The organism is Thermovibrio sp., from assembly GCA_015488335.1.
Classification (GTDB): domain Bacteria; phylum Aquificota; class Aquificia; order Desulfurobacteriales; family Desulfurobacteriaceae; genus Balnearium.
The window spans coordinates 1-19,392 of sequence record WFNZ01000032.1 but is presented as its reverse complement, the minus strand read 5'-3'; the positions used below and the strand labels follow the sequence as shown (position 1 = coordinate 19,392).

Here is a 19,392-nt window from a genome sequence, read left to right as displayed (position 1 = left end):
ACTCAACAAAGGACTCCTTTATGGTAAGGGGGGAGCTCCCCAAAGTCAGGAAAATTGACACGATGACAGTTGAGTTCATTCTTCCTGTTCCCTTTGCCCCACTCCTCTATTCCCTATCTGCTCCCATATTTCCAAAACACGTTGTTGAGGAAGCCGTTGAAAGAGGAAAGTTTATGGAGTTCTGGACAGTCTCAACTCCACCGGAAAAGCTCATAGGAACGGGACCTTACAGATTAGTTAAATATCTTCCCGGACAGTATCTGATTTACGAAAGAAACAGACGATACTGGAAGTTTGATGATTGGAACAAAAGGCTTCCCTACATAGAGAAAAAAGTAAAAGCGATACTGCCAGACCAGAACACTCAACTTCTAAGGTTTAAAGCCGGAGAGCTTGACTTCTACGGCGTTAGGGGAGATGACTATCCGGAGCTCAAAAAGGGAGAGGAAAAGGGAAACTACACAATCTACAACTTAGGCCCCTCACTAACGGCAGACTTCATCTGCTTCAACCAGAAAAGGGGAACAATACCCGATTGGAAAGTAAAACTTTTCAGAAACAGGCTCTTCAGGTGGGCTATTTCCCATTCAGTTGACAGGAAAGGGATAATTCTCACGGTTTACAACGGGCTGGGATACCCGGTTTACGCCCCCGTTACGCCAGCTAACAAACTCTACTGGGATCCAAACTACCCCAAGTTCCCCTACAACCTGAAAAAGGCTAAACAGCTCCTTGAGGCGATAGACCTTAAAGACAGGGACGGAGACGGATGGCTTGAAACTCCAGAGGGGCGCAGGGTTGAGTTCAACCTGCTAACAAACTCAAACAACCCTGCAAGGGTTCAAATTGGAGCAATTCTGAAATACGACCTTAAAAGAATTGGGATAAAGGTTAATTTCCAGCCCTTAGACTTTAACAACCTTGTTGAAAAGCTCCTCCACACCCACGACTTTGACGCCGTAATAATCGGATTAACAGGCTCAATAGACCCAAACGGCGGGAAGAACGTCTGGATGAGCAGTGGGGAGCTCCACATGTGGAACCCGAACCAGAAAAAGCCGGAAACCGAGTGGGAAGCAGAAGTTGACAGGCTCTTTGAGGAAGCTGCAACGACTTTAGACTTTAAAAAGAGGGTAGAGCTCTACAAAAAAGCTTACTACATAATAGCCTACCAGCAGCCCCTCATCTACATAGCGGCTCCTCTGGTTTTAGAAGCGGCAAGGAACAGGGTAAAGAACTATTACCCAACAGTTTGGGGAACCTACGAGCCGGAGAGGATGTTTATCAGTGGAGAAAGAACTTCTTAATGAGGTAGGCAGAGACGCCCACCTCAAGGAGTTTTGCCGTAATGGAGTAGAAAATTAGCTTCCTCTTGGGGACTTTTCTGAGCCTACTGTAAAGCTCCTCTATTTTCTTTCTCAAACTACCTCTACCTCAACAGGAAGACTTACCCAGAGGCCGTGGATGTTGCAGTATCCAAAGCCTCTAAGTGTAACTTTACCAGGTTTGTCAACCTTTACCGTGAATGTAGCCCTGGGAGCTCCCTGAGTAGCCCTGAAGCGGGCGCTTGCAACTTCAAACTTATCAATGTAAAGAGCAACAGACTCAATCCAGTGAGTCATAGTATTAGGGTGGGGTTTGTAGTGGCCGACTTCAACGAAAACGTCAAACCACTCCCCAGCTTTAACTCTCTTTGGAGCTTTTACAAAAGGTGTGTGTTTCCTGCCCCCTGCAGTTTTCAAGTCGGGGCCGAAAACGGGAACATTCCTCTTCTCAGAAGCCTTTACTATCTGAGATACGGCGGGAGCTCCCCCCACAACTAACGCTCCTGTTCCAAGCAGCGTTTTCTTAATGAAGTTTCTCCTATCCACAACTTCCTCCAGATTTACAGGCTTTGAACTCAATTTAATGATTATTATTACTAATTGCAAACGGATAAAAACACTGAGAAAGACCTTTGCTCTTACTTATGGAAAATTGAGAAAAGAGGGGAAGAACCCTACCCCTCTTCGTCTAAAACCTGTGGAATGAGCTGATTCAGGAGTTTCGGGTTGGCCTTTCCACGGGTCTCTTTCATCACCTGGCCGATGAGGAACTTAACGGCCTTCTGTTTCTGCTTTTCATTTCCTTCCTTATACTGCTTAACGGCCTTTTCGTTGTTTGCAAGAACTTTCTTAATAATCTCCTTAAGGGCAGACTCATCTGAAATCTGAACCAGACCTTTTGCCTCAACTATCTCTTTCGGAGACTTTCCGGTCTTAACCATCTCGGGGAGAACTTCCTCTTTGGCAACCCTTATGGAGATAACGTCTTTATCAACAAGCTCTAAGAGCTGTGCCATCTGCTCCGGCTTAACAGGTGACTCTTCAACGGAGAACTTCTCCTCGTTAAGAATTCCTAAGTAGTCGGAGATGATTATGTTGGCAACCCTTTTGGCCTCTCCGCTGTAGGCCTTTGCAGCCTTTTCAAAGAAGTCGGCCAACGCCCTTTCCCTCACCAGAATGCTTGCGTCGTAAGGGGTAATCTTGAACTCCTCAACGAAGCGCTCCTTAACCTGGTCGGGGAGCTCCGGCAGGCTCTCCCTTATAGACTCAAGCCACTCATCGTCTATTATGAGAGGCGGCAGGTCAGGTTCCGGGAAGTAGCGGTAGTCTTCGGCTTCCTCTTTCGTTCTCATTGTTTTCGTAATTCCCTTAGCTGAGTCAAAAAGCCTTGTCTCCTGAACGACCTCTCCGCCGCTCTTTACAACCTCTATCTGACGCTGAATCTCATACTCAAGGGCTTTCTGGATGAAGCGGAAAGAGTTAACGTTCTTAATCTCAGTTCTCGTTCCGAATTCCTTGCTCCCCTTAGGCCTTATTGAAACGTTTGCGTCGCACCTTAAGGAGCCCTCTTCAAGGTTTCCGTCGTTAACCCCTATCCAGACCAGAATGTCTCTCAGCTTCTGCATGTAGAGGCGGGCCTCTTCTGGGGTTGAGATGTCCGGCTCTGAAACTATCTCAATGAGGGGAGTTCCGGCCCTGTTCAGGTCAACGTAGGAGTTCTCGTCAAAACCTTCTCCATGAATTGTTTTACCGGCGTCCTCCTCCATGTGGATACGCCTTATCCTTATTCTCTTCTTGGTTCCGTCGCTCTTCTCTATCTCAACCCAGCCGTGCTCGGCAAATGGGAGCTCATACTGTGTAATCTGGTAGGCTTTTGGTAGGTCTGGGTAGAAGTAGTGCTTACGGGCAAAGACAGAGTAGCGGTTGATCTTGCAGTTGAGGGCAAGTGCCGCCTTTACGGCGTATTCAACGGCCCTTTTGTTGAGAACTGGTAATGAGCCGGGCATTCCCAAACAGACGGGGCAGACGTTTGTGTTGGGGGGAGCTCCAAACTCGTTCTTGCAGGAACAGAATATCTTTGTTTTCGTTAAAAGTTGGGCATGAACCTCAAGTCCTATAACGGCTTCAAACTCCATCTTCTCACTCCGGTTTAAAGTTTTCTGTGGAGATTTTATCACCTGAAAAGAAAGAGGTAGAGGAGAGCTCCCAGAACGAAAAAGGCAAAACCGTAGATGTGGAACTTCAGCAGAAAGTTCCTGTCTGGCTCTTTAGCTTCGTTTATGTAAAGCCTGTAGGCTATCAGGTTGGCCATAGAAGCAACGAGGGTTCCAAAACCGCCAACGCTCACTCCCCAGAGAAGGCTTTTCCAGTCTGAAGTAAAGTCTGAGAGCAAAAGGGCTGAAGGAACGTTGCTCATAAACTGGCTCAAAGCTGCAGAAATCCAGAAGAGTTTTTGGCCGGAGAGCTCCCCAACTTTCAAGTAATATGAGAGATTATCTGTAAACCCGAAAAAGCAGAAAAAGGTTCCGAGGAGAAAGTAGTCAACCTTAAGGAGAGCTCCCCTGTGAAAGAGGAAAACGGCCAAAATAACGAAAAACCCCAACCAAAGGGGGAGAAAACCTAAAACCGACAGGATAAATAGGAGAAAGAGGATAAGGAAGAGGGGAGCTCCCCGCCCTAATTCAAACTTCGCGCCTGATACTTCTTCAGACTTCAAGAAAAGGGCTCTGAAAACTGTAACGAGGAAAACGGCAATACCTAATGGCAGAACAGTCTTAACAAACTCTAAAACTCTCGGAGAGTAATGGTAGAAGATATAAATATTCTGAGGGTTCCCAATGGGACTTACAGCAGATAGGCCGTTAACCACAAGGGCTTCTAAAATAACTGCTTCTCCAATAAATCGGGAATTAATTAGAAGAGTTAGAGGAACGGTGACAAAGAGAGCAACGTCGTTTGTAATGAACATAGATAAAATCCCTGCTGCAGCTACCAGCTTAGGTATGGCATACCCGCCAGATAGGAAACGGGAAACAACAAAACGGAAAACTTTCTCCTCCCTTAAAGCCTCAAGGAGAGAGAGGAAAACCCAGAGCGTAAAAAGGGTCTTTAACTCATCTTCGCTGAACTCAGGAATCCTTTTTAGGTAAAGAGAAGAGAACAGCAGGAGAAAGAGGGAGATGGAAAAGAGCCACTCCTTTAAAAAAACTTTGGCAACAGCAGAGAGAGTAGAATAAATTTTCACATCCATGACAGGAAATATAATACGAGGTGGAACCCAATGTTCAGGCTTCTAACCGCTCTACTAATTGTCCTAACAGCTACAGTATCCTCTTTTGGATCAACAGCCTATAAGAACAAACTTATGCCTTCGTTTGCGTCAACAGTTTACGGGAACAACGGAAAGCCCATAGGTTTTTTCTACACGGGGAAATTCAGACTCTATGCACCCTACAGCCAAATACCTAAAACTCTCATCTATGCAGTAATAACAGCTGAGGACGAAAGGTTCTTTAAACACGGCGCGATAGACCCAATTGGAATTGTAAGGGCAGCAATAACAGATCTTTCAAGAGGAAAGATAGTCCAGGGTGGAAGCACAATAACACAGCAGCTTGCCAAAATGGTCTTCCTTTCACCAAGAAGAACTATAGAGAGAAAACTAAAAGAGATTGAACTTGCAAAGAAGTTAGAGGAGAAACTGACGAAGCAGGAGATACTGGAACTCTACCTGAACTACGTTTACCTTTCAAACGGTGCATACGGAGTTAAGGCTGCAGCCTGGGTTCTCTTTGGGGAGAATCTGAACCAGCTCACTCCAGCCCAATGTGCCCTCCTTGCAGGAATAATAAGAGGCCCAGAATACTACAACCCGTTTAAACACCCCCAGAGAGCTCTAAAGAGGAGAAATCTCATCCTGAAGAAAATGCTTGAAAAGGGATATATAACAGAAGCCCAGTATCAGGAAGCAATAAAAGAGCCGTTAACACCCCTTAAGTCTCCCAACTATCCAAGAACAGCTGGTTACGATTTAGACTTTGTGAAATTTGAGATTCTAAAGAAAGGGATTTTGACTCCTAAACAGCTCTACACTGGTGGCTATTCAATTTACACATCAATTGACCCGGAAATTGAAAAGTACGCTCAGGAGGTCCTTTCAAAGTACAACCAGTTCTACAGTAAAACCCATAAGATAGACGATCTCCAGTGTGCAGGTTTCGCAGTTGACAAAGATGGAAGAGTAATTTTCGTTGTGGGCGGAAGTGACTACTCAAAGTCAAAACTGAACAGGGCATTTCAGGTTCAGAGGCCAATCGGCTCAACGGCCAAGCCTTTCACTTACTTAACCGCATTCCAGAACGGCTGGTCTCCCCTTGACTACGTTTCCAACGAACCTATAGAAATGCCCATGGATAAATTTGACCCAAAAACGGGAAAGAGAATCTGGTGGAAACCGGAAAATTACAGCAAACGGTTTACACCTTTTATGACGTTAAAAGATGCCCTGATGCACTCGGTAAACGTCGCGACACTACACCTTGCAATGCACTTCCCTCAGAAAATCAGACAGAACTTAATAAAGTTTGAAATGATATCTCCAGACTCTCCCTTTGACCTTTCCTACGTTTTGGGAAGCTTTCCTTCTAACCTTTACAGAATAGTAAGGGCATATACAGCTTTTCAAAACGGTGGAATCCTGAAAGAACCTTACGTTGTTCTAAAAGTTAAAGATAAATACGGGAAAACAGTCTATATCGGCTATCCAAAACTTAAAAAAGTCTCTGATCCTCAATCTGTGTTTATCCTCCGGTCAATTCTGCAAGACGTTGTAAAAGAGGGGACGGCAGCTTCTATCTCCTACCTTACAGACCAGTTTGACGTGGCCGGCAAAACGGGAACAACAAACGACTACAGGGATACCTACTTTACCGGCTTTACAACCTCTTTTGTAATGAGTGTCTGGTTCGGAAGGGACAGCTACAAAACGATGTGGAGAGGAGCAACTGGTGGGGGGGTTTCTGCTCCACCGTGGGGTAAAATTGCACTGAAACTGTGTGAGAAGTTTGAGTGTGGAACGTTTACACCTACTTACAATGAGATAGTTGCCAGCTATCCGCCACCTACACACTTCCCAGAAAAAGAGATGGAAGAAATTTACTACGACCAGCTGATAAATCAGTTAGGTGAAAAGGAGGCAGAAGTTGGAGAGAATAATTCCAGTTCCGATAGAAGATGAGATGAAACAGTCCTACTTAGATTACGCCATGAGCGTAATCGTAGGTAGGGCTCTCCCCGATGTTAGAGATGGCCTTAAACCTGTTCACAGAAGAATCCTCTACTCAATGTATCAGTTGGGGCTCTACCCCGACAAACCCTACAAGAAGAGCGCAAGGGTCGTCGGTGAGGTCCTCGGTAAGTATCACCCTCACGGAGATACAGCTGTTTACGACGCCCTCGTCAGGATGGCACAGGACTTCTCAATGCGCTACCCCCTCATAGACGGTCAGGGGAACTTCGGCTCAATAGACGGCGACTCAGCGGCTGCAATGAGATACTGCGTAACGGGAGAAACTCTCGTAAACACAGATAGGGGTCTTATTCCCATAGAAAAAATTGCAGAGCTGGAGAAAGAGGGTGAAGTTGAAATAAACGTTGAAGTCCAATCTCTAAACGGGAAGACAAACAGGGCAGTTAAGTTCTTCAACAGTGGAAAACACCCAACGTTAAAGGTTGAAACAGAAGAAGGATTTGAGGTAGAAGGAAGTTTTAACCATCCTGTTTTAACGTTTACAGTTGAAAACGGAAGGCCGGTTTTCAAGTGGAAGCTCCTTGAGAAAGTTGAAGTTGGGGATTTCTTAGTTGTCAACAGGAAATTTAACCTTTCCTACAGAGGTGATTCTTTAACGCCGGAAGAAGCATTCCTATTAGGAGCTCTAACGTCTGAAGGATACCTCAGCAGAGAAAGGTGGGGGTTCAACAATACAGACAGGGAGTTTTTTGAAAGGGTCTGTGAAGCGGCTGAGTCTGTTGTTGGAGCTCCCGGCTACACCCACTCAAGAAAGCTCAAGAGCGGAAAAGAGATACACGAACTCCAGTACAGCACAGCAGCCGCAGTTACCTCGGTTAAGGCGCTTACAGAGATTCAAAAGAGCGGTGAGAAAGAGATTCCCATTAAAGTTTTAACTTCTTCAAAGGCAGTAAAGAGAATATTCCTCCAGGCACTCTTTGAAGGAGATGGAAGTGTTTACGAAACAAGAAGAAGCGTTGTTATCTCATACTCATCAAAGAGCAAAAAGCTGATTAAACAGCTTCAGGTTATGCTCCTTGAGTTCGGTATTGTTTCCAAAATCCACCCCGACAAAAATAACTACAGGCTCCTGATTGAAGGAGGCAGAAACGTTGAACTCTTCAAAAACTTTATAGGATTTGCAGGAAGAAAGCAGGAGAAACTTGAGGAACTCTACAACAGATGCTTAAAAGGTAGAAAGTGGAGCCTCTCAAAGAGCGATTACATCCCGTTTATTTCAGAATATATAAGGAAGAAGTATAAACACTGGAAACTAAAAAAGGCGAACATTGACAGGTACGACAGGATAAGGGAAAACTGGGAGCTCCTTGAGAGCATCTTAGACGAGAAAGACCTTTTACTCTACAGGGAGCTCCTTGAAAACGAGTACTACTTTGCACGGGTTAAGAGAAAGGAGTTTACAGGTATCAAAACGGTTTACTCAATTAAGGTTGACAGCCCCTGCCACTCCTTCGTTGGAAACGGAATAATCAACCACAACACAGAGGCGAGGCTCTCAAAGGTCTCAATGGAGCTCCTCAAAGATATAGAAAAGGACACCGTTGACTTTAAGCCCAACTTTGACGAATCCCTCTTAGAACCTGAAGTCCTCCCGGCAAGGTTTCCCAACCTCCTGGTAAACGGAGCGGCGGGAATTGCCGTTGGAATGGCAACAAACATCCCTCCTCACAACATGAAAGAGGTGTGCCAAGCAGTTAAGTACCTGGTTGACCACCCAGAAGCTACAACAGAGGAGCTCCTTCAGTTTGTCAAAGGCCCCGACTTCCCAACAGGCGCCGAGATAATAAACCCTGAAGACCTCATAAAGATCTACAAGAGCGGCCGGGGAAGTGTAACAATAAGAGCAAAACACAGAATAGAAGAGGTAAGGAAGAGAACGGCAATAGTGATAACGGAGCTCCCTTATCAGGTCAACAAGGCAGACCTGATAAAGAAAATTGCAGACCTTGTAAAGGAGAAGAAGTTAGAGGGAATAGCAGACATAAGGGACGAGTCAGACAGGGAAGGGATAAGGGTTGTAATAGAGCTGAAAAGGGACGCAACACCACAGGTTGTCCTTAACAAACTCTACAAGTTTACTCCTCTTCAAACAAACTTTGGTTTCAACATGATTGCACTGGTTAAGGGAGAGCCCAAACTCCTCAACCTCAAGCGCTACCTTCAGGAGTTTATAGAGTTCAGAAGAGAGGTAATCTTAAGGCGAACCGCATACCTTCTCAGGAAAGCCGAAGAGAGGCTCCATATCTTAGAAGGTCTAAAAGTTGCTCTTGAGAACATAGACCGCGTAGTTGAAATAGTTAAAACCGCTGAGAGCCCGCAGGTAGCTCAAGAAAAACTCACAGAAGAATTTGGCCTGTCAGAAAAGCAGACAAAGGCCATACTTGACATGAAACTCCAGAGGCTTACAGGCCTTGAGAGGGAAAAATTAGAGTCTGAATACAGAAAACTTCAGGAAGAGGCCAGCTACTACAGGAAAGTTCTTGAAAGCCCGGAGGAACAGAAAAGACTCATAAAAGAGGACATGGACGAGATAATCTCCCTCTTTGGAGATGAAAGAAGAACTGCCGTAGTCTCTAAAGAGAGCGAGATAGATATTGAGGCAATGATTGAGGAAGAAGAGGTAGTCATCTTCCTCACACACAAGGGATTCGCTGCAAGAGTCTCTGCAAGCTCTTACAGAACTCAGGGAAGAAGCGGAACCGGAGTTCGGGGAATAAAAACCAGAGAGGGTGACTTCGTAAAAGACGTAATAACAGCCTCTTCAAAAGACTACCTCCTCATATTCACAAATCAGGGAAAAGTTTACTGGCTGAAGGCCTACGAACTGCCGAAAATGGAAAGGCCCTCAAGAGGACAGTCAATAAGGAACTTCCTCCCCGGAATGGCCGGAAACGAAATAGTCTCAAGGATAATTCCTGTCAAAGACTTCTCTGTAAATAAAGATGTTTTCTTCGTTACACAAAAGGGGTACGTTAAAAGAACACCTCTTAAGGAGTTCTCAAATCCAAGGTCTACAGGAATAAACGCAATAAACCTTGAGCCGGGAGATAGACTAGTATACGTAGGCCTGGTAAGTGAGAAAGACAACGTTATGCTTATATCAAGGAACGGAAGAGCCATAAAGTTCCCCGTTCAGGATGTTAGACCAATGGGAAGAAGTGCAAGAGGCGTTCGGGGAATGCTCCTTGACCCAGACGACGCGGTAGTATCTGCAACAGTTGTCGAACCGGACGACAGATACCTCCTGATAGTTACAGAGAGAGGCTATGGCAAGAGAGTTCAGATTTCTGAGTTCCACCTTCAAAGGAGAGGAGGAAAAGGGCTGATTGCAACAAAACTCTCTGAGAAAACGGGAAAAGTGGCAGACGCAACAACGTTAAAAGATGACGAAGCAATAATCTTGGTTTCCAAAAAAGGAAAGATAATAAGGGTTAATAGCGGAGATATTCCAGTTTACGGAAGACACACACGGGGAGTAAGAATACAGAGGCTTTCAGAGGATGATGCAGTTGTATCAGTCTCAAAAGTTCAGGAGGGTGAAGAATGATTGACATAAAACTGGTTCGCAAAGAGCCTGAAAGGGTGAAGGAGCTCCTCTCCCGCAGAGACCCTGTTTACGCAGAAAGGGTAGACGAACTCCTCACCGTAGACAGAGAGAGGAGAACTCTCCTTACAGAGATAGAACAGCTAAAAGCTAAAAGAAACAAACTCTCAAAAGAGATAGGGAAACTCTTTAAAGAAGGAAAGAGGGAAGAAGCGCTAAGCTTGAAGGCTGAAGTTGAGGACATATCAAAGAAAGCAAAAGACCTTGAAAAAGAACTGAGGGATGTTGAAGAGAGGTTTAAGAAGCTCATTCTCTCCATTCCAAATATTCCCCACCCATCTGTTCCAGTTGGTGAGGATGAAAACGACAACGTTGTAGTCCGCTATTGGGGAGAGAAACCTCAGTTTGACTTTGAACCTATCCCTCACTGGGAAATTGGGGAAAAACTTGGAATTCTTGATTTTGAAAGAGCAACAAAACTTGCAGGCTCCCGATTTGTTGTTTACAGGAAGTGGGGAGCGAAATTAGAGAGAGCTCTCATCAACTTCATGTTGGACCTCCACACTCAGGAGCACGGCTACGAGGAGATAATTCCCCCGTTCTTAGTTAACACGAAAACAATGACGGGAACTGGACAGCTTCCAAAGTTTGAAGAAGATCTCTACAAAATAGAGAACGAAGACCTGTGGCTCATACCAACGGCAGAGGTTCCACTGACAAACCTCCATGCAGGGGAGATACTGGCTGAGAAGGAACTCCCCAAGTACTACACAGCCTACACTCCCTGTTTCAGGAGAGAGGCGGGAGCCCACGGAAGAGACGTTCGGGGTATAATGAGGCTCCATCAGTTCAACAAGGTAGAACTTGTAAAAATAGTCCACCCTGAGAAGTCTTACGAAGAGCTTGAAAAACTTGTAAGGGAAGCTGAAAAAGTCCTACAGCTTTTAGGACTCCATTACAGAGTTGTAGAGCTCTGTACAGGAGACCTTGGATTCTCAGCAACTAAAACCTACGACATAGAGGTCTGGATTCCTTCACAGAATAGGTATAGAGAAATCTCCTCCTGTTCAAACTGCGAAGACTTCCAGGCTCGCAGAGCTCAGATAAGATTTAGAGATAAAGAAGGCAAAACCCATTTAGTCCACACCCTCAACGGCTCAGGCCTTGCCGTTGGAAGAACTGTAATAGCCATACTTGAACAATATCAGCAAAAGGATGGAAGCGTTATCATCCCGGAAGTTTTGAGAGATTACGTAGGAACCGATAGAATAGATTACTGAATTTTGCTACTCAACCTTATAGACAAAGTCAACAGTTGAGTGCTCCGCCGGTATTTTCTTATTGACCACTTTAACCTCTACAGAGTATATTGCAGCCCCCGTAAGGGGGTCATTTATATATCTCAACAACTTAGCCTGAACTCTGTAATCACCTATATTTGCATAGCTTCCAAGGTTTATCGGTTGATTGGGTCTCGTGCAGTCTGTATACTTACAAAGCTCGTCGCTATCCATAAGGTTCATGAGGTACTGAGAAACCCCTTTAGCCACCTCAAGAGATGACCTGTACCTGTAAGCCATTCCTGACATCTGGTTTGAAGAGGTAACCATGTAAAGCATAATACCTGTAAAAGCCAGTGCTATAACAGAAAGAATCAAAACTATTGTTAGAGCAAGTCCTCTCCTCACAGCTTACTTCCTTATAACGTTAATCGGTTCAATGCTCAACTTTACAATCTTCCAGTGGTAGTGTTTATAGTCTGAAGGAAGGTGGAGCTCCACATTGTCAGGCTCAATTCTCGTAGATCCGTTAAACACGTAGTTAGGATCCTTACCCCCTTCCCTAATAAGCAAATATATATGAATCATCTTAAGCTTCTCTTTAAGATCCTCAAAGGTTGCACTCTGAATAGCGGAATAATCGGGATCAGAAGTATCATAAGGATTAACATATTTCCTATTATCCCAGTCAATCCTAACCTGAAAGTCGGCAACACAACTAAGAAAAGGTTGAACAGTTCCCGAAGGTTTACCATTTTTCAGCTTCCAGGAAACTCTCCTTCCCAGAACATACATATCCTTACAGGCCGGATTTACAGCAGATGATCTGTAGAGATAGTAATCTATCTGAGCACAGGCCTGGTTTGAACAAACGTACGTTTCGTTAGAACGCAAAGTAATCTCTGGAACCGGGTAAGCTAAAAAGTATCCCGACTTTGAACAGACATAATTCTGACCATTCTTTCCTATATCAGCATAAGGAGAATCTACATTCTCTAAGAAGTCCATCACAACAGCATACTCAGAAGGAAGAGGTAACTGGGAGTAAGAGATAGGAACAGAGTTAGAACCCCCAGAAGGACAGTTAAGAATTGCCCACCCTTTCGTAGAACGATTTGTAACAACATAAGTTGAACGGATAGTTAAAACAGGATTTCCATTTTTATCAGTTTGAAATTTTAAAGGTACTTTTGGTTCCTTTATAGAGATACCGTATCCAGCATGTTCTACATCCTGCTGTAAAACCTCTTCTCCTACAATAGATGAAATAGTAACCGACGTCCTACCTGTTCCTGTTAGAAACTTTTTAAAAAGACGAGTATACCCGTAGTAAATAGCAACCAAAAGAAAAAGAGAAATACCCAGAACAACAATAAGTTCAACTAAAGATAAACCTCGCCTTTTCATTGTCTGTTCCTTACAATAGTATCACCAGAAAGTTTGTTAAACCTGTCCCTATACTTCCAGCAAACAGTAAGCCTTACCTCTTTAACCTGATAGTTAGGGTTATCGGTAACCTGGTAATAAAGACCGAACCTGTAAGTTTTACTTCCCACTGTTCTTTCAATGTAATTTTTAGTTAACGCATCTGAACAGTTGGTAGCTCCATTGTTAAGCTTGGTCTCTGTAACATCTTGGTATGGTAGGCTTTTAACAGCCTCAAGCCTGCTATAGAGAATGTTAGAAGCTTCACGGAAGAGAGCTCTCTTCACCGAATATTTTTCAAAATACAGTGCTGCAGCCAAAAGCCCTAAAAGAACAACTACCGCTATAACAGCTGCTATCAAAACCTCAATAAGAGTAAAACCCTTCCTTACCTGCACTTCCTTCTTCCTCTGGAATCTACATAGGTTTGTCCCATCCTCAAACGTAAACCGTCTGAAATAACGCAACTGACATCAGGGTATAAGTTTAAATCACCCCGAAAAACAATACTTCCTCTGCTCATTAAACCCTTAGGATAGATACTAATAGTTCCAGAATAGGGATTATTCAGGTTAACAGTTTCTTCCCTGTTCGTATCCAGGTCCTTCACCGTTAAAGTATTCCCATTCGCAGTCACCTTAAAAGATTTCCCCTCTGAGAGAGCAATCATCCTCTCTTTGCTTATCAATGTATAGATAAGTCTTGTATCCCTTTCAACACTGTTCTTCTTACTCCACTTAGTGTACTCTACAAAACCAAGTGTCAGAATTAATCCAACTATCACAAAAACAACAACCAGTTCAATAAGAGTAAAACCTTTCCTTATCAAACTACATCTCCAGCCACAAAAGTAGAGTTCCCATATAAGAATTTGAAGGGTAAATAAAAGGAGGTGCAGATTCTGGAGTTATACCGGTAAGCCAGTTTGTTGTCCTATAATATTCTCCAGGAAGTGTTTTCCTAATATTAGACTGATTTTCTGATGAAATATATTTTAACTTAACCTGTTTAATATTTGAACCAGAAAGCTGTAACAAAAGTGTCCCATAAAGATTTGTTATACCATAAGCATCACAATTTACAGGCGAGTCTATAGACCATCCTAAAGCACAATTCAAAGCCCAAACTCTTGATCTTCCCCCAACTTTACAAGGAGCCATTGTAGGTTGACTGGTTGTAAAAATAACAACATTATTTTTTGTTACAGTAGGATTAGAAAGCTCTTTTTCCTTTAAATACTCTCCTTCTCTTTCGTCTAATGGTATAAACCAACCAAACTCAACTCCTAAATTCTTTAGCTCTGATCTGAATTTGCAAATAGCTTTATCAAACACATCATTTAAGCCTGAATTTCCAATAAAGTTAGAAATAGGAGAACCAACAGCGGGTATCAGTTTAAAAGCATCTATACTTTCAGCCGGGATTGGTGGAACTAAAACAACATAATCAAAGTTTTTGTAATCTCCAGTATTAGGTAAAATAGGAATACCAAATAAGAAATTCCTATTTACCGGACTTGGAGCACAACCTTTAACAAAATCCCCAAAACTTAAGCAAATTTCTGGAACTTTCTCTGCATCATCTGTTTTATAAAACCACTTTCCTGTTCCAAAATAAACATACCACTTATCAAAGCAAGGCATTACTTCCACTTTTGACGTTACAGGAGGAAGAGAAGTAAATGAAATTGACATATTACTACACATTTGAGCGAATCCTTTGCCAGCGAAAAAGCCTCCCTGTTTCTTTACGACATTACACACTTCTTCAGAAGATAGAGCACCTATATCTACAACAGTCCAATTATCTGGTCCACCTTTAAGAGGATAAAGAATGGCACCATTACTTCCTTTTCCTGCCAATACTATTAAACCACCTCCAAACCCATCCACCTGTTGTTTAGAATAGCCAAAAATTAAATAATCAGTATTACCATCATCGTTAAGATCTGCTCCTTCTTTGAATATCTTTCCTGCAAAAGCATTAGTTATTCCAGTATCTATTTCCTTCAATTTCCTTCCAGAGAGTAAATCCAAAACAAATATTTTCAAAGTGTTGCTGTCTCCTGAATATTCCCCCTTATAATTTACAGGGCCTGAAACAAAAACTACATAATACTTGCCATTTTCCTTTATTATTCCCGGTCCTGAATATGTAAATCCCAAATCTTTATCAGTAAACTCCCATAGAAATTTAGGTTTCTCAGGATCTGTAATATCTAAAGCGAAATAGGAAGACAACCCCACACAGGAAGAACCTGAACAGGTATCGGATGGAGGATTTACTGCTGAAGGATCATCAGAACCGGTTGCTCCTCCTAAACGCATACCTCCTATAAGGATTTTCCTATCCGGTTTTCCATCTCCATCAGAATCAAGATCAACAACATAAGGCGTTAAATCAACGAAATAGAGGTGACAATAATCCGGATCGGCAAGATATCTTAGGTAAGGAAGAGCGTTTTTCGGGATAAATGCCCAGAGTTCTTCTCCCAAAAGTTCTTTCCCGGCATCTGAACGGCTATTATCCAGCTCTGCAGGGTGTTTAGCATCTGCTCTTTTCTTTAGATAACCCAACCTAAAAGCATGAAGCATCCCATCATTGGAACCTACGTAAATAACACTATAACTCGGATACTTAACAACAACAGGTGAAGAGTAAACAATATCTCCCAACTTCCATGTATCACCATCATCATCTATTTTTCTATTCCTACATCCAGGAATATCCTTACCTCTTATGTAATCTACTAAAAGAGATTTATCATCATTCAAACAGTAAGGCAGGTTATTTCCTAAGAAATTGGCAAACTTGTTAAGATTTGATACATCAAAGGACACTAAAGAATTACCAACTTCCGTATAAATAACTCTATCTTTAGGAGAAAGATAAGATAATTTTTCTCCAGTCTCAAACAGTGGATTTAAATACTCAGGAGAGTCATAAGTAGCTACTTTTTTAACAATATTACCTTTAGAGTCACTCTGATATTTAGTTATAACAAGATTTCCATTTTCAAAGGTCCAGTCAAGAATATAATCTTTCAATATATCAAGAACTTTATTTCTATTAGTATCTTCTCTTATATTTTGAGCAAGCTTTGTATTTAAAAACCACCAAGTATAAACATAACCTATCCACGAAACCCTATCATTCCCAAAATTTTTATGAGAGTAGAACATACTCTGACAAACGACAGCTCCTTTTACATTCTTCTTAAAAATAGAACCAACAGAAGTTCCTGAGGTCGGAGAAAGAATTTTCTCAAAAACTTTTCTTAAATCCTCTTCAAGGTCCTTTCCATTAGTAGCAGCAAAAAAGTCATCTGGTTGACCGTCTCCACTTGAATCCCATTCTGAACAGCAACCATCATAAGAACCATTTGGGTTACAACTATCAACTGGCCAATTAACCTTTCTTGAATTCTCAGGAAAACCTTCAAAAGGATAAGGCCAATTATTGGAACATGTATCCTTAAAACTACCAAAAGCAGCTATAGTTTCCATTGAATTTTTACCTTCCTTAGAATGACTAAATGCATAAAGAGTAAAAATCTCTGCTGTCTGGTTACCTTCAATATCATCTCTTAAATCATTAACATGCATATCATAGGCTGGTTTAACTGGATCTTCATCTCCATTCCATTCGCCGTCAGAAACTAATACTACGTAGCTTTTCCTACATGGCAAAGGAAAGAGATTTCCGTTTATTTCCATATAATATGGATCTTTATAAGACTCTCTTTCTATATAACGATAATTGCCTTCGTAATAGTGTTCATCTTCCTGTTTCAAAAAATCTTCCACTTCCCACATAGCTTCTCCAGTAGGAGTGCCAGCATAAGGAATTTCATTCTGAACTTTTTCTATTAACTTATCCAAATCTCTTTCATAAAAAGAGTATCTAACTTCTCCATATCTACCATTAGAGGCAAAAACCATAAAGCTCATATCAACTTTATCAAAGTTATCCTGTAAAACTCCATGTCTTTCCGAAGCATTAATAATAACATCCGCTCTTCGTGTTCCTTTCCATTTATTAAAAGGGCAAGAACTGCCTTCCCCCCATTCTGAAGCAATCAACATATGTTTAGATGAATAATTACCCCTATTAAACTTTTGCGGATAAAGGAGAAAAGTACATGAAGCAGCTTTGTTACCAAAAGTAACATGAACTTCTCTAAAAGAACCCTGTGACATACGGACACAGTTTGAACCAGAACAGTTCCCTTTTCCACCAATTAAAGCTTTAAGAGCTGCATCTATTCTAGTTGTAGTAAGAAAGTTTAAAAAGTTTCCAGAAAAGCAGTTTTTATATCCAATCCTTTTCCAATTTTTAGGAATAAAACAAGAGTTTGAAACCTTCCAAGCCTTTAATGTTTTATCATAAATATAGTACTTCTCTGAATCAAAATAGCCATAATATTCTATTTGTGGATTATAAGTAGCGCTAACAGAACCACAATAAGCAACTTTGCTTTCAAAATATCCATAAAAATCGCAATCATAATAAGCAGGAAACTGCATACTTCCGGAGAAATCCATTAAAAACACTACATTAGGTTTAACCTTCGTTGAAGCAAAGGGTGGAACACTACAGTAGTTATTCATAGAAGTCTCAGCAAATGAAAAAGGAAAACCCAAAATCAAATTAAGACAAAGACCAATTAAAAATTTTTTAATAAACCTCTGGGCCATTTGGGCCTCCCGGGAATATGATTAAAATTAAACCATTGTTACACTTAGCAATTACTGCATAGTTACCCACTTTTAGATCACCATAAACCTTTATCACTTTGTTTTTTCTTATCCTTCTACCAGATAGCACGATACTATCGCTATTAACTGAATTAATACGCATTAATTTTGAAGTTTTACATCCTTTATCTTTTAGAGAGTTAACTTTAAAGAATAAATCATCAAGTTTTTCTTTTTCTTTTGCAAAACAATAAGTAGAATTTACTAAGAAAAGAAACGGAAGGAAAAATAAAATCAACTTAGAAAATAGTCTAAATCTCAAAGTTCTCTCCAAGATAAACCTCCCTTACAATTCGTTGATTAGCAACATCTTGCGGAAAACCGGAAGCAACAACCTTACCGTGGGCTATTATGTAAGCCCTATCAATAATTCTAAGGGTTTCTCTAACGTTGTGGTCTGTGATAAGAATACCTATATCAAGCTCCTTCAGATCTAAAATTAGTCTCTGTATATCGGCAACTGCAATGGGATCTATTCCGGCGAAAGGCTCATCTAAAAGCAAAAACTTAGGATCTATAGTAAGGGCTCTGGCTATTTCCAATCTTCTTCTCTCTCCTCCTGACAGCGAAGAGGCTTTTTGATCTCTTAAGTGAGAAATTCCGAACTTGTTTAGAAGCCAATCAACCTTTTCCCTTATTTCACCTTTTGTATAGCCGTGCATTTCAAGGATTGCTCTCAAATTCTCTTCTACAGTAAGCTTTCTAAATATAGATGGTTCCTGAGGTAAGTAAGAGAGCCCCTTCCGGGCTCTTATATAAGTTGGGTCTTTTGTTATGTCTTCCTCGCCAATAAAAACTTTTCCTCCATCAGGTTTTATAAGACCTACTATACAGTAGAATGTTGTGGTTTTTCCAGCTCCGTTAGGTCCTAACAGGCCAACAACTTCCCCTTCTCTAACTTCAACGGTAACGTTGTTTACTACTGTCCTTTTCCCAAAACGTTTTGTTATGTTTTCAGCCTTCAGAACGTTAAGATCTCTTACCTTTTCCAACAGAATTCTCCACCGGGTAGATAACGGTTTTAACTCTCTGTTTTATCCCTTCAACGCTTACTCTACCATCTCTATAGGCAACTATTTTATCGCCTATTATCAGGTTATCTTTCCGTTTGAGTTTAGCATCGCCTATTAATACTATCTTTTCTTCAAAAGGATAGTAGACAAGCTTTTCACACCAACCTTCACCCCGTGGATCTTTAATGTGGACGTTCCCTTCAACGACTATTTTCTTTATGTGTTTACCCGTTGGGTCAAAGTAAATGATAAGTTTATCGCCTCTTATAATGGTACTTCCGTGCTGGGCAATAACGTTTCCCACATACGTAGCGATTTTTTCTTTATCGTTATAAGTCAATTTCTGAGATTCAACAACAATAGGAAGATTAGAAGGAGCAGCGAATGAGTAGTTTGACATCAGGATAAAACCCGCCAAAATAGGCATTAGTTTTCTCATTTCAATTCCTCTCTGATAACAGTTTTTACTCTGCCGTAGATTATAGCTCTCCTATATTTTAAGTCCAAAGTACAGGTGTTTCCTTCAGATATGTTAATTTTATTGTAGATTATTTTACATTTACTCTCCGTTTTAAAAACTTCTTTGTTGAGGTCATAAATACCTTCTGGAGAAGAAGCCCAGAAATTTGGTCCTATAAGTTCCACACTTTTCAAACAAATTTGACCTAAATTTCTATTAAATTTGGCTTCTTCTGCTTTTATTGTGATTTTTGACTTTAGAAAAACAACAAGAATGGGTT

General features: G+C 41.6%; 17 protein-coding genes and 1 pseudogene. 5 read left to right on the top strand and 13 right to left on the bottom strand.

The annotated features are described in order from the left end of the window. Window positions 1–1,307: ABC transporter substrate-binding protein (locus F8H35_RS03975; protein WP_472572254.1), on the top strand; the 1,307-nt coding region annotated here is incomplete at its 5' end. On the opposite strand, the gene F8H35_RS03970 is transcribed toward F8H35_RS03975, so the two are convergent. From F8H35_RS03970 to F8H35_RS03955, 4 genes are all read right to left on the bottom strand, one after another. Continuing rightward, window positions 1,285–1,422 (bottom strand): hypothetical protein, encoded by a 138-nt coding sequence (locus tag F8H35_RS03970; protein WP_472572253.1) that lies wholly within the window; start codon window positions 1,420–1,422, stop codon window positions 1,285–1,287. The two genes, F8H35_RS03975 and F8H35_RS03970, sit on opposite strands and share 23 nt — an antisense overlap. Further along, entirely contained in the window at window positions 1,419–1,871 is a 453-nt protein-coding gene (locus tag F8H35_RS03965) for a desulfoferrodoxin family protein (RefSeq protein ID WP_472572252.1), read from the bottom strand. The genes F8H35_RS03970 and F8H35_RS03965 overlap by 4 nt, the downstream gene beginning before the upstream one ends. A 128-nt stretch (window positions 1,872–1,999) precedes the next feature. After that, window positions 2,000–3,499, bottom strand: a complete 1,500-nt coding sequence (gatB, locus tag F8H35_RS03960; RefSeq protein ID WP_472572256.1) for an Asp-tRNA(Asn)/Glu-tRNA(Gln) amidotransferase subunit GatB — start codon at window positions 3,497–3,499, stop codon at window positions 2,000–2,002. Then, window positions 3,499–4,575: an SLC13 family permease gene (locus F8H35_RS03955; protein ID WP_472572251.1), complete on the bottom strand. Its 1,077-nt coding sequence runs from the start codon at window positions 4,573–4,575 to the stop codon at window positions 3,499–3,501. The genes gatB and F8H35_RS03955 overlap by 1 nt, the downstream gene beginning before the upstream one ends. A gap of 30 nt (window positions 4,576–4,605) precedes the next feature. Between F8H35_RS03955 and F8H35_RS03950 the strand changes: the two genes are divergently transcribed. The 4 genes and pseudogenes from F8H35_RS03950 to serS all read left to right on the top strand — a co-directional run bounded on the left by F8H35_RS03950 (window position 4,606) and on the right by serS (window position 11,457). Beyond that, window positions 4,606–6,561, top strand: coding sequence for a transglycosylase domain-containing protein (locus F8H35_RS03950; protein ID WP_472572250.1), 1,956 nt, complete (start codon window positions 4,606–4,608; stop codon window positions 6,559–6,561). Between the two features lies 1 nt (window position 6,562). Continuing rightward, a pseudogene (locus tag F8H35_RS03945) lies at window positions 6,563–6,880 on the top strand (DNA gyrase subunit A); the annotation flags it as partial. After that, the gene (gyrA, locus tag F8H35_RS03940) at window positions 6,872–10,180 is read left to right on the top strand and encodes a DNA gyrase subunit A (protein ID WP_472572255.1); all 3,309 of its coding nucleotides are present in this window, start codon (window positions 6,872–6,874) and stop codon (window positions 10,178–10,180) included. The pseudogene F8H35_RS03945 and the gene gyrA, both read left to right, overlap by 9 nt. Continuing rightward, window positions 10,177–11,457, top strand: coding sequence for a serine--tRNA ligase (gene serS / locus F8H35_RS03935; RefSeq protein WP_472572249.1), 1,281 nt, complete (start codon window positions 10,177–10,179; stop codon window positions 11,455–11,457). The genes gyrA and serS overlap by 4 nt, the downstream gene beginning before the upstream one ends. Before the next feature lie 6 nt (window positions 11,458–11,463). On the opposite strand, the gene F8H35_RS03930 is transcribed toward serS, so the two are convergent. From F8H35_RS03930 to F8H35_RS03890, 9 genes are all read right to left on the bottom strand, one after another. Next, on the bottom strand, window positions 11,464–11,865 hold the full coding sequence (locus F8H35_RS03930) for a hypothetical protein (RefSeq protein WP_472572248.1): 402 nt from the start codon (window positions 11,863–11,865) through the stop codon (window positions 11,464–11,466). A gap of 3 nt (window positions 11,866–11,868) precedes the next feature. Further along, window positions 11,869–12,864 (bottom strand): PilW family protein, encoded by a 996-nt coding sequence (locus tag F8H35_RS03925; protein ID WP_472572247.1) that lies wholly within the window; start codon window positions 12,862–12,864, stop codon window positions 11,869–11,871. Next, the gene (locus F8H35_RS03920; protein ID WP_472572246.1) at window positions 12,861–13,280 is read right to left on the bottom strand and encodes a prepilin-type N-terminal cleavage/methylation domain-containing protein; all 420 of its coding nucleotides are present in this window, start codon (window positions 13,278–13,280) and stop codon (window positions 12,861–12,863) included. The genes F8H35_RS03925 and F8H35_RS03920 overlap by 4 nt, the downstream gene beginning before the upstream one ends. Beyond that, window positions 13,271–13,711, bottom strand: coding sequence for a pilus assembly FimT family protein (locus F8H35_RS03915; RefSeq protein WP_472572245.1), 441 nt, complete (start codon window positions 13,709–13,711; stop codon window positions 13,271–13,273). The genes F8H35_RS03920 and F8H35_RS03915 overlap by 10 nt, the downstream gene beginning before the upstream one ends. Window position 13,712: 1 nt before the next feature. Beyond that, window positions 13,713–17,579, bottom strand: coding sequence for a pilus assembly protein (locus F8H35_RS03910; RefSeq protein WP_472572244.1), 3,867 nt, complete (start codon window positions 17,577–17,579; stop codon window positions 13,713–13,715). Further along, complete coding sequence (locus tag F8H35_RS03905) at window positions 17,560–17,913, bottom strand: hypothetical protein (protein WP_472572243.1); 354 nt, start codon at window positions 17,911–17,913, stop codon at window positions 17,560–17,562. The genes F8H35_RS03910 and F8H35_RS03905 overlap by 20 nt, the downstream gene beginning before the upstream one ends. Then, on the bottom strand, window positions 17,891–18,631 hold the full coding sequence (gene lptB / locus F8H35_RS03900) for an LPS export ABC transporter ATP-binding protein (RefSeq protein ID WP_472572242.1): 741 nt from the start codon (window positions 18,629–18,631) through the stop codon (window positions 17,891–17,893). Before lptB ends, F8H35_RS03905 begins: the two co-directional genes overlap by 23 nt. After that, the gene (gene lptA / locus F8H35_RS03895; RefSeq protein WP_472572241.1) at window positions 18,609–19,091 is read right to left on the bottom strand and encodes a lipopolysaccharide transport periplasmic protein LptA; all 483 of its coding nucleotides are present in this window, start codon (window positions 19,089–19,091) and stop codon (window positions 18,609–18,611) included. Before lptA ends, lptB begins: the two co-directional genes overlap by 23 nt. Continuing rightward, window positions 19,088–19,392, bottom strand: a 305-nt coding sequence (locus F8H35_RS03890; RefSeq protein WP_472572240.1) for an LptA/OstA family protein, incomplete at its 5' end; no start/stop codon positions are given. The genes F8H35_RS03890 and lptA, both read right to left, overlap by 4 nt.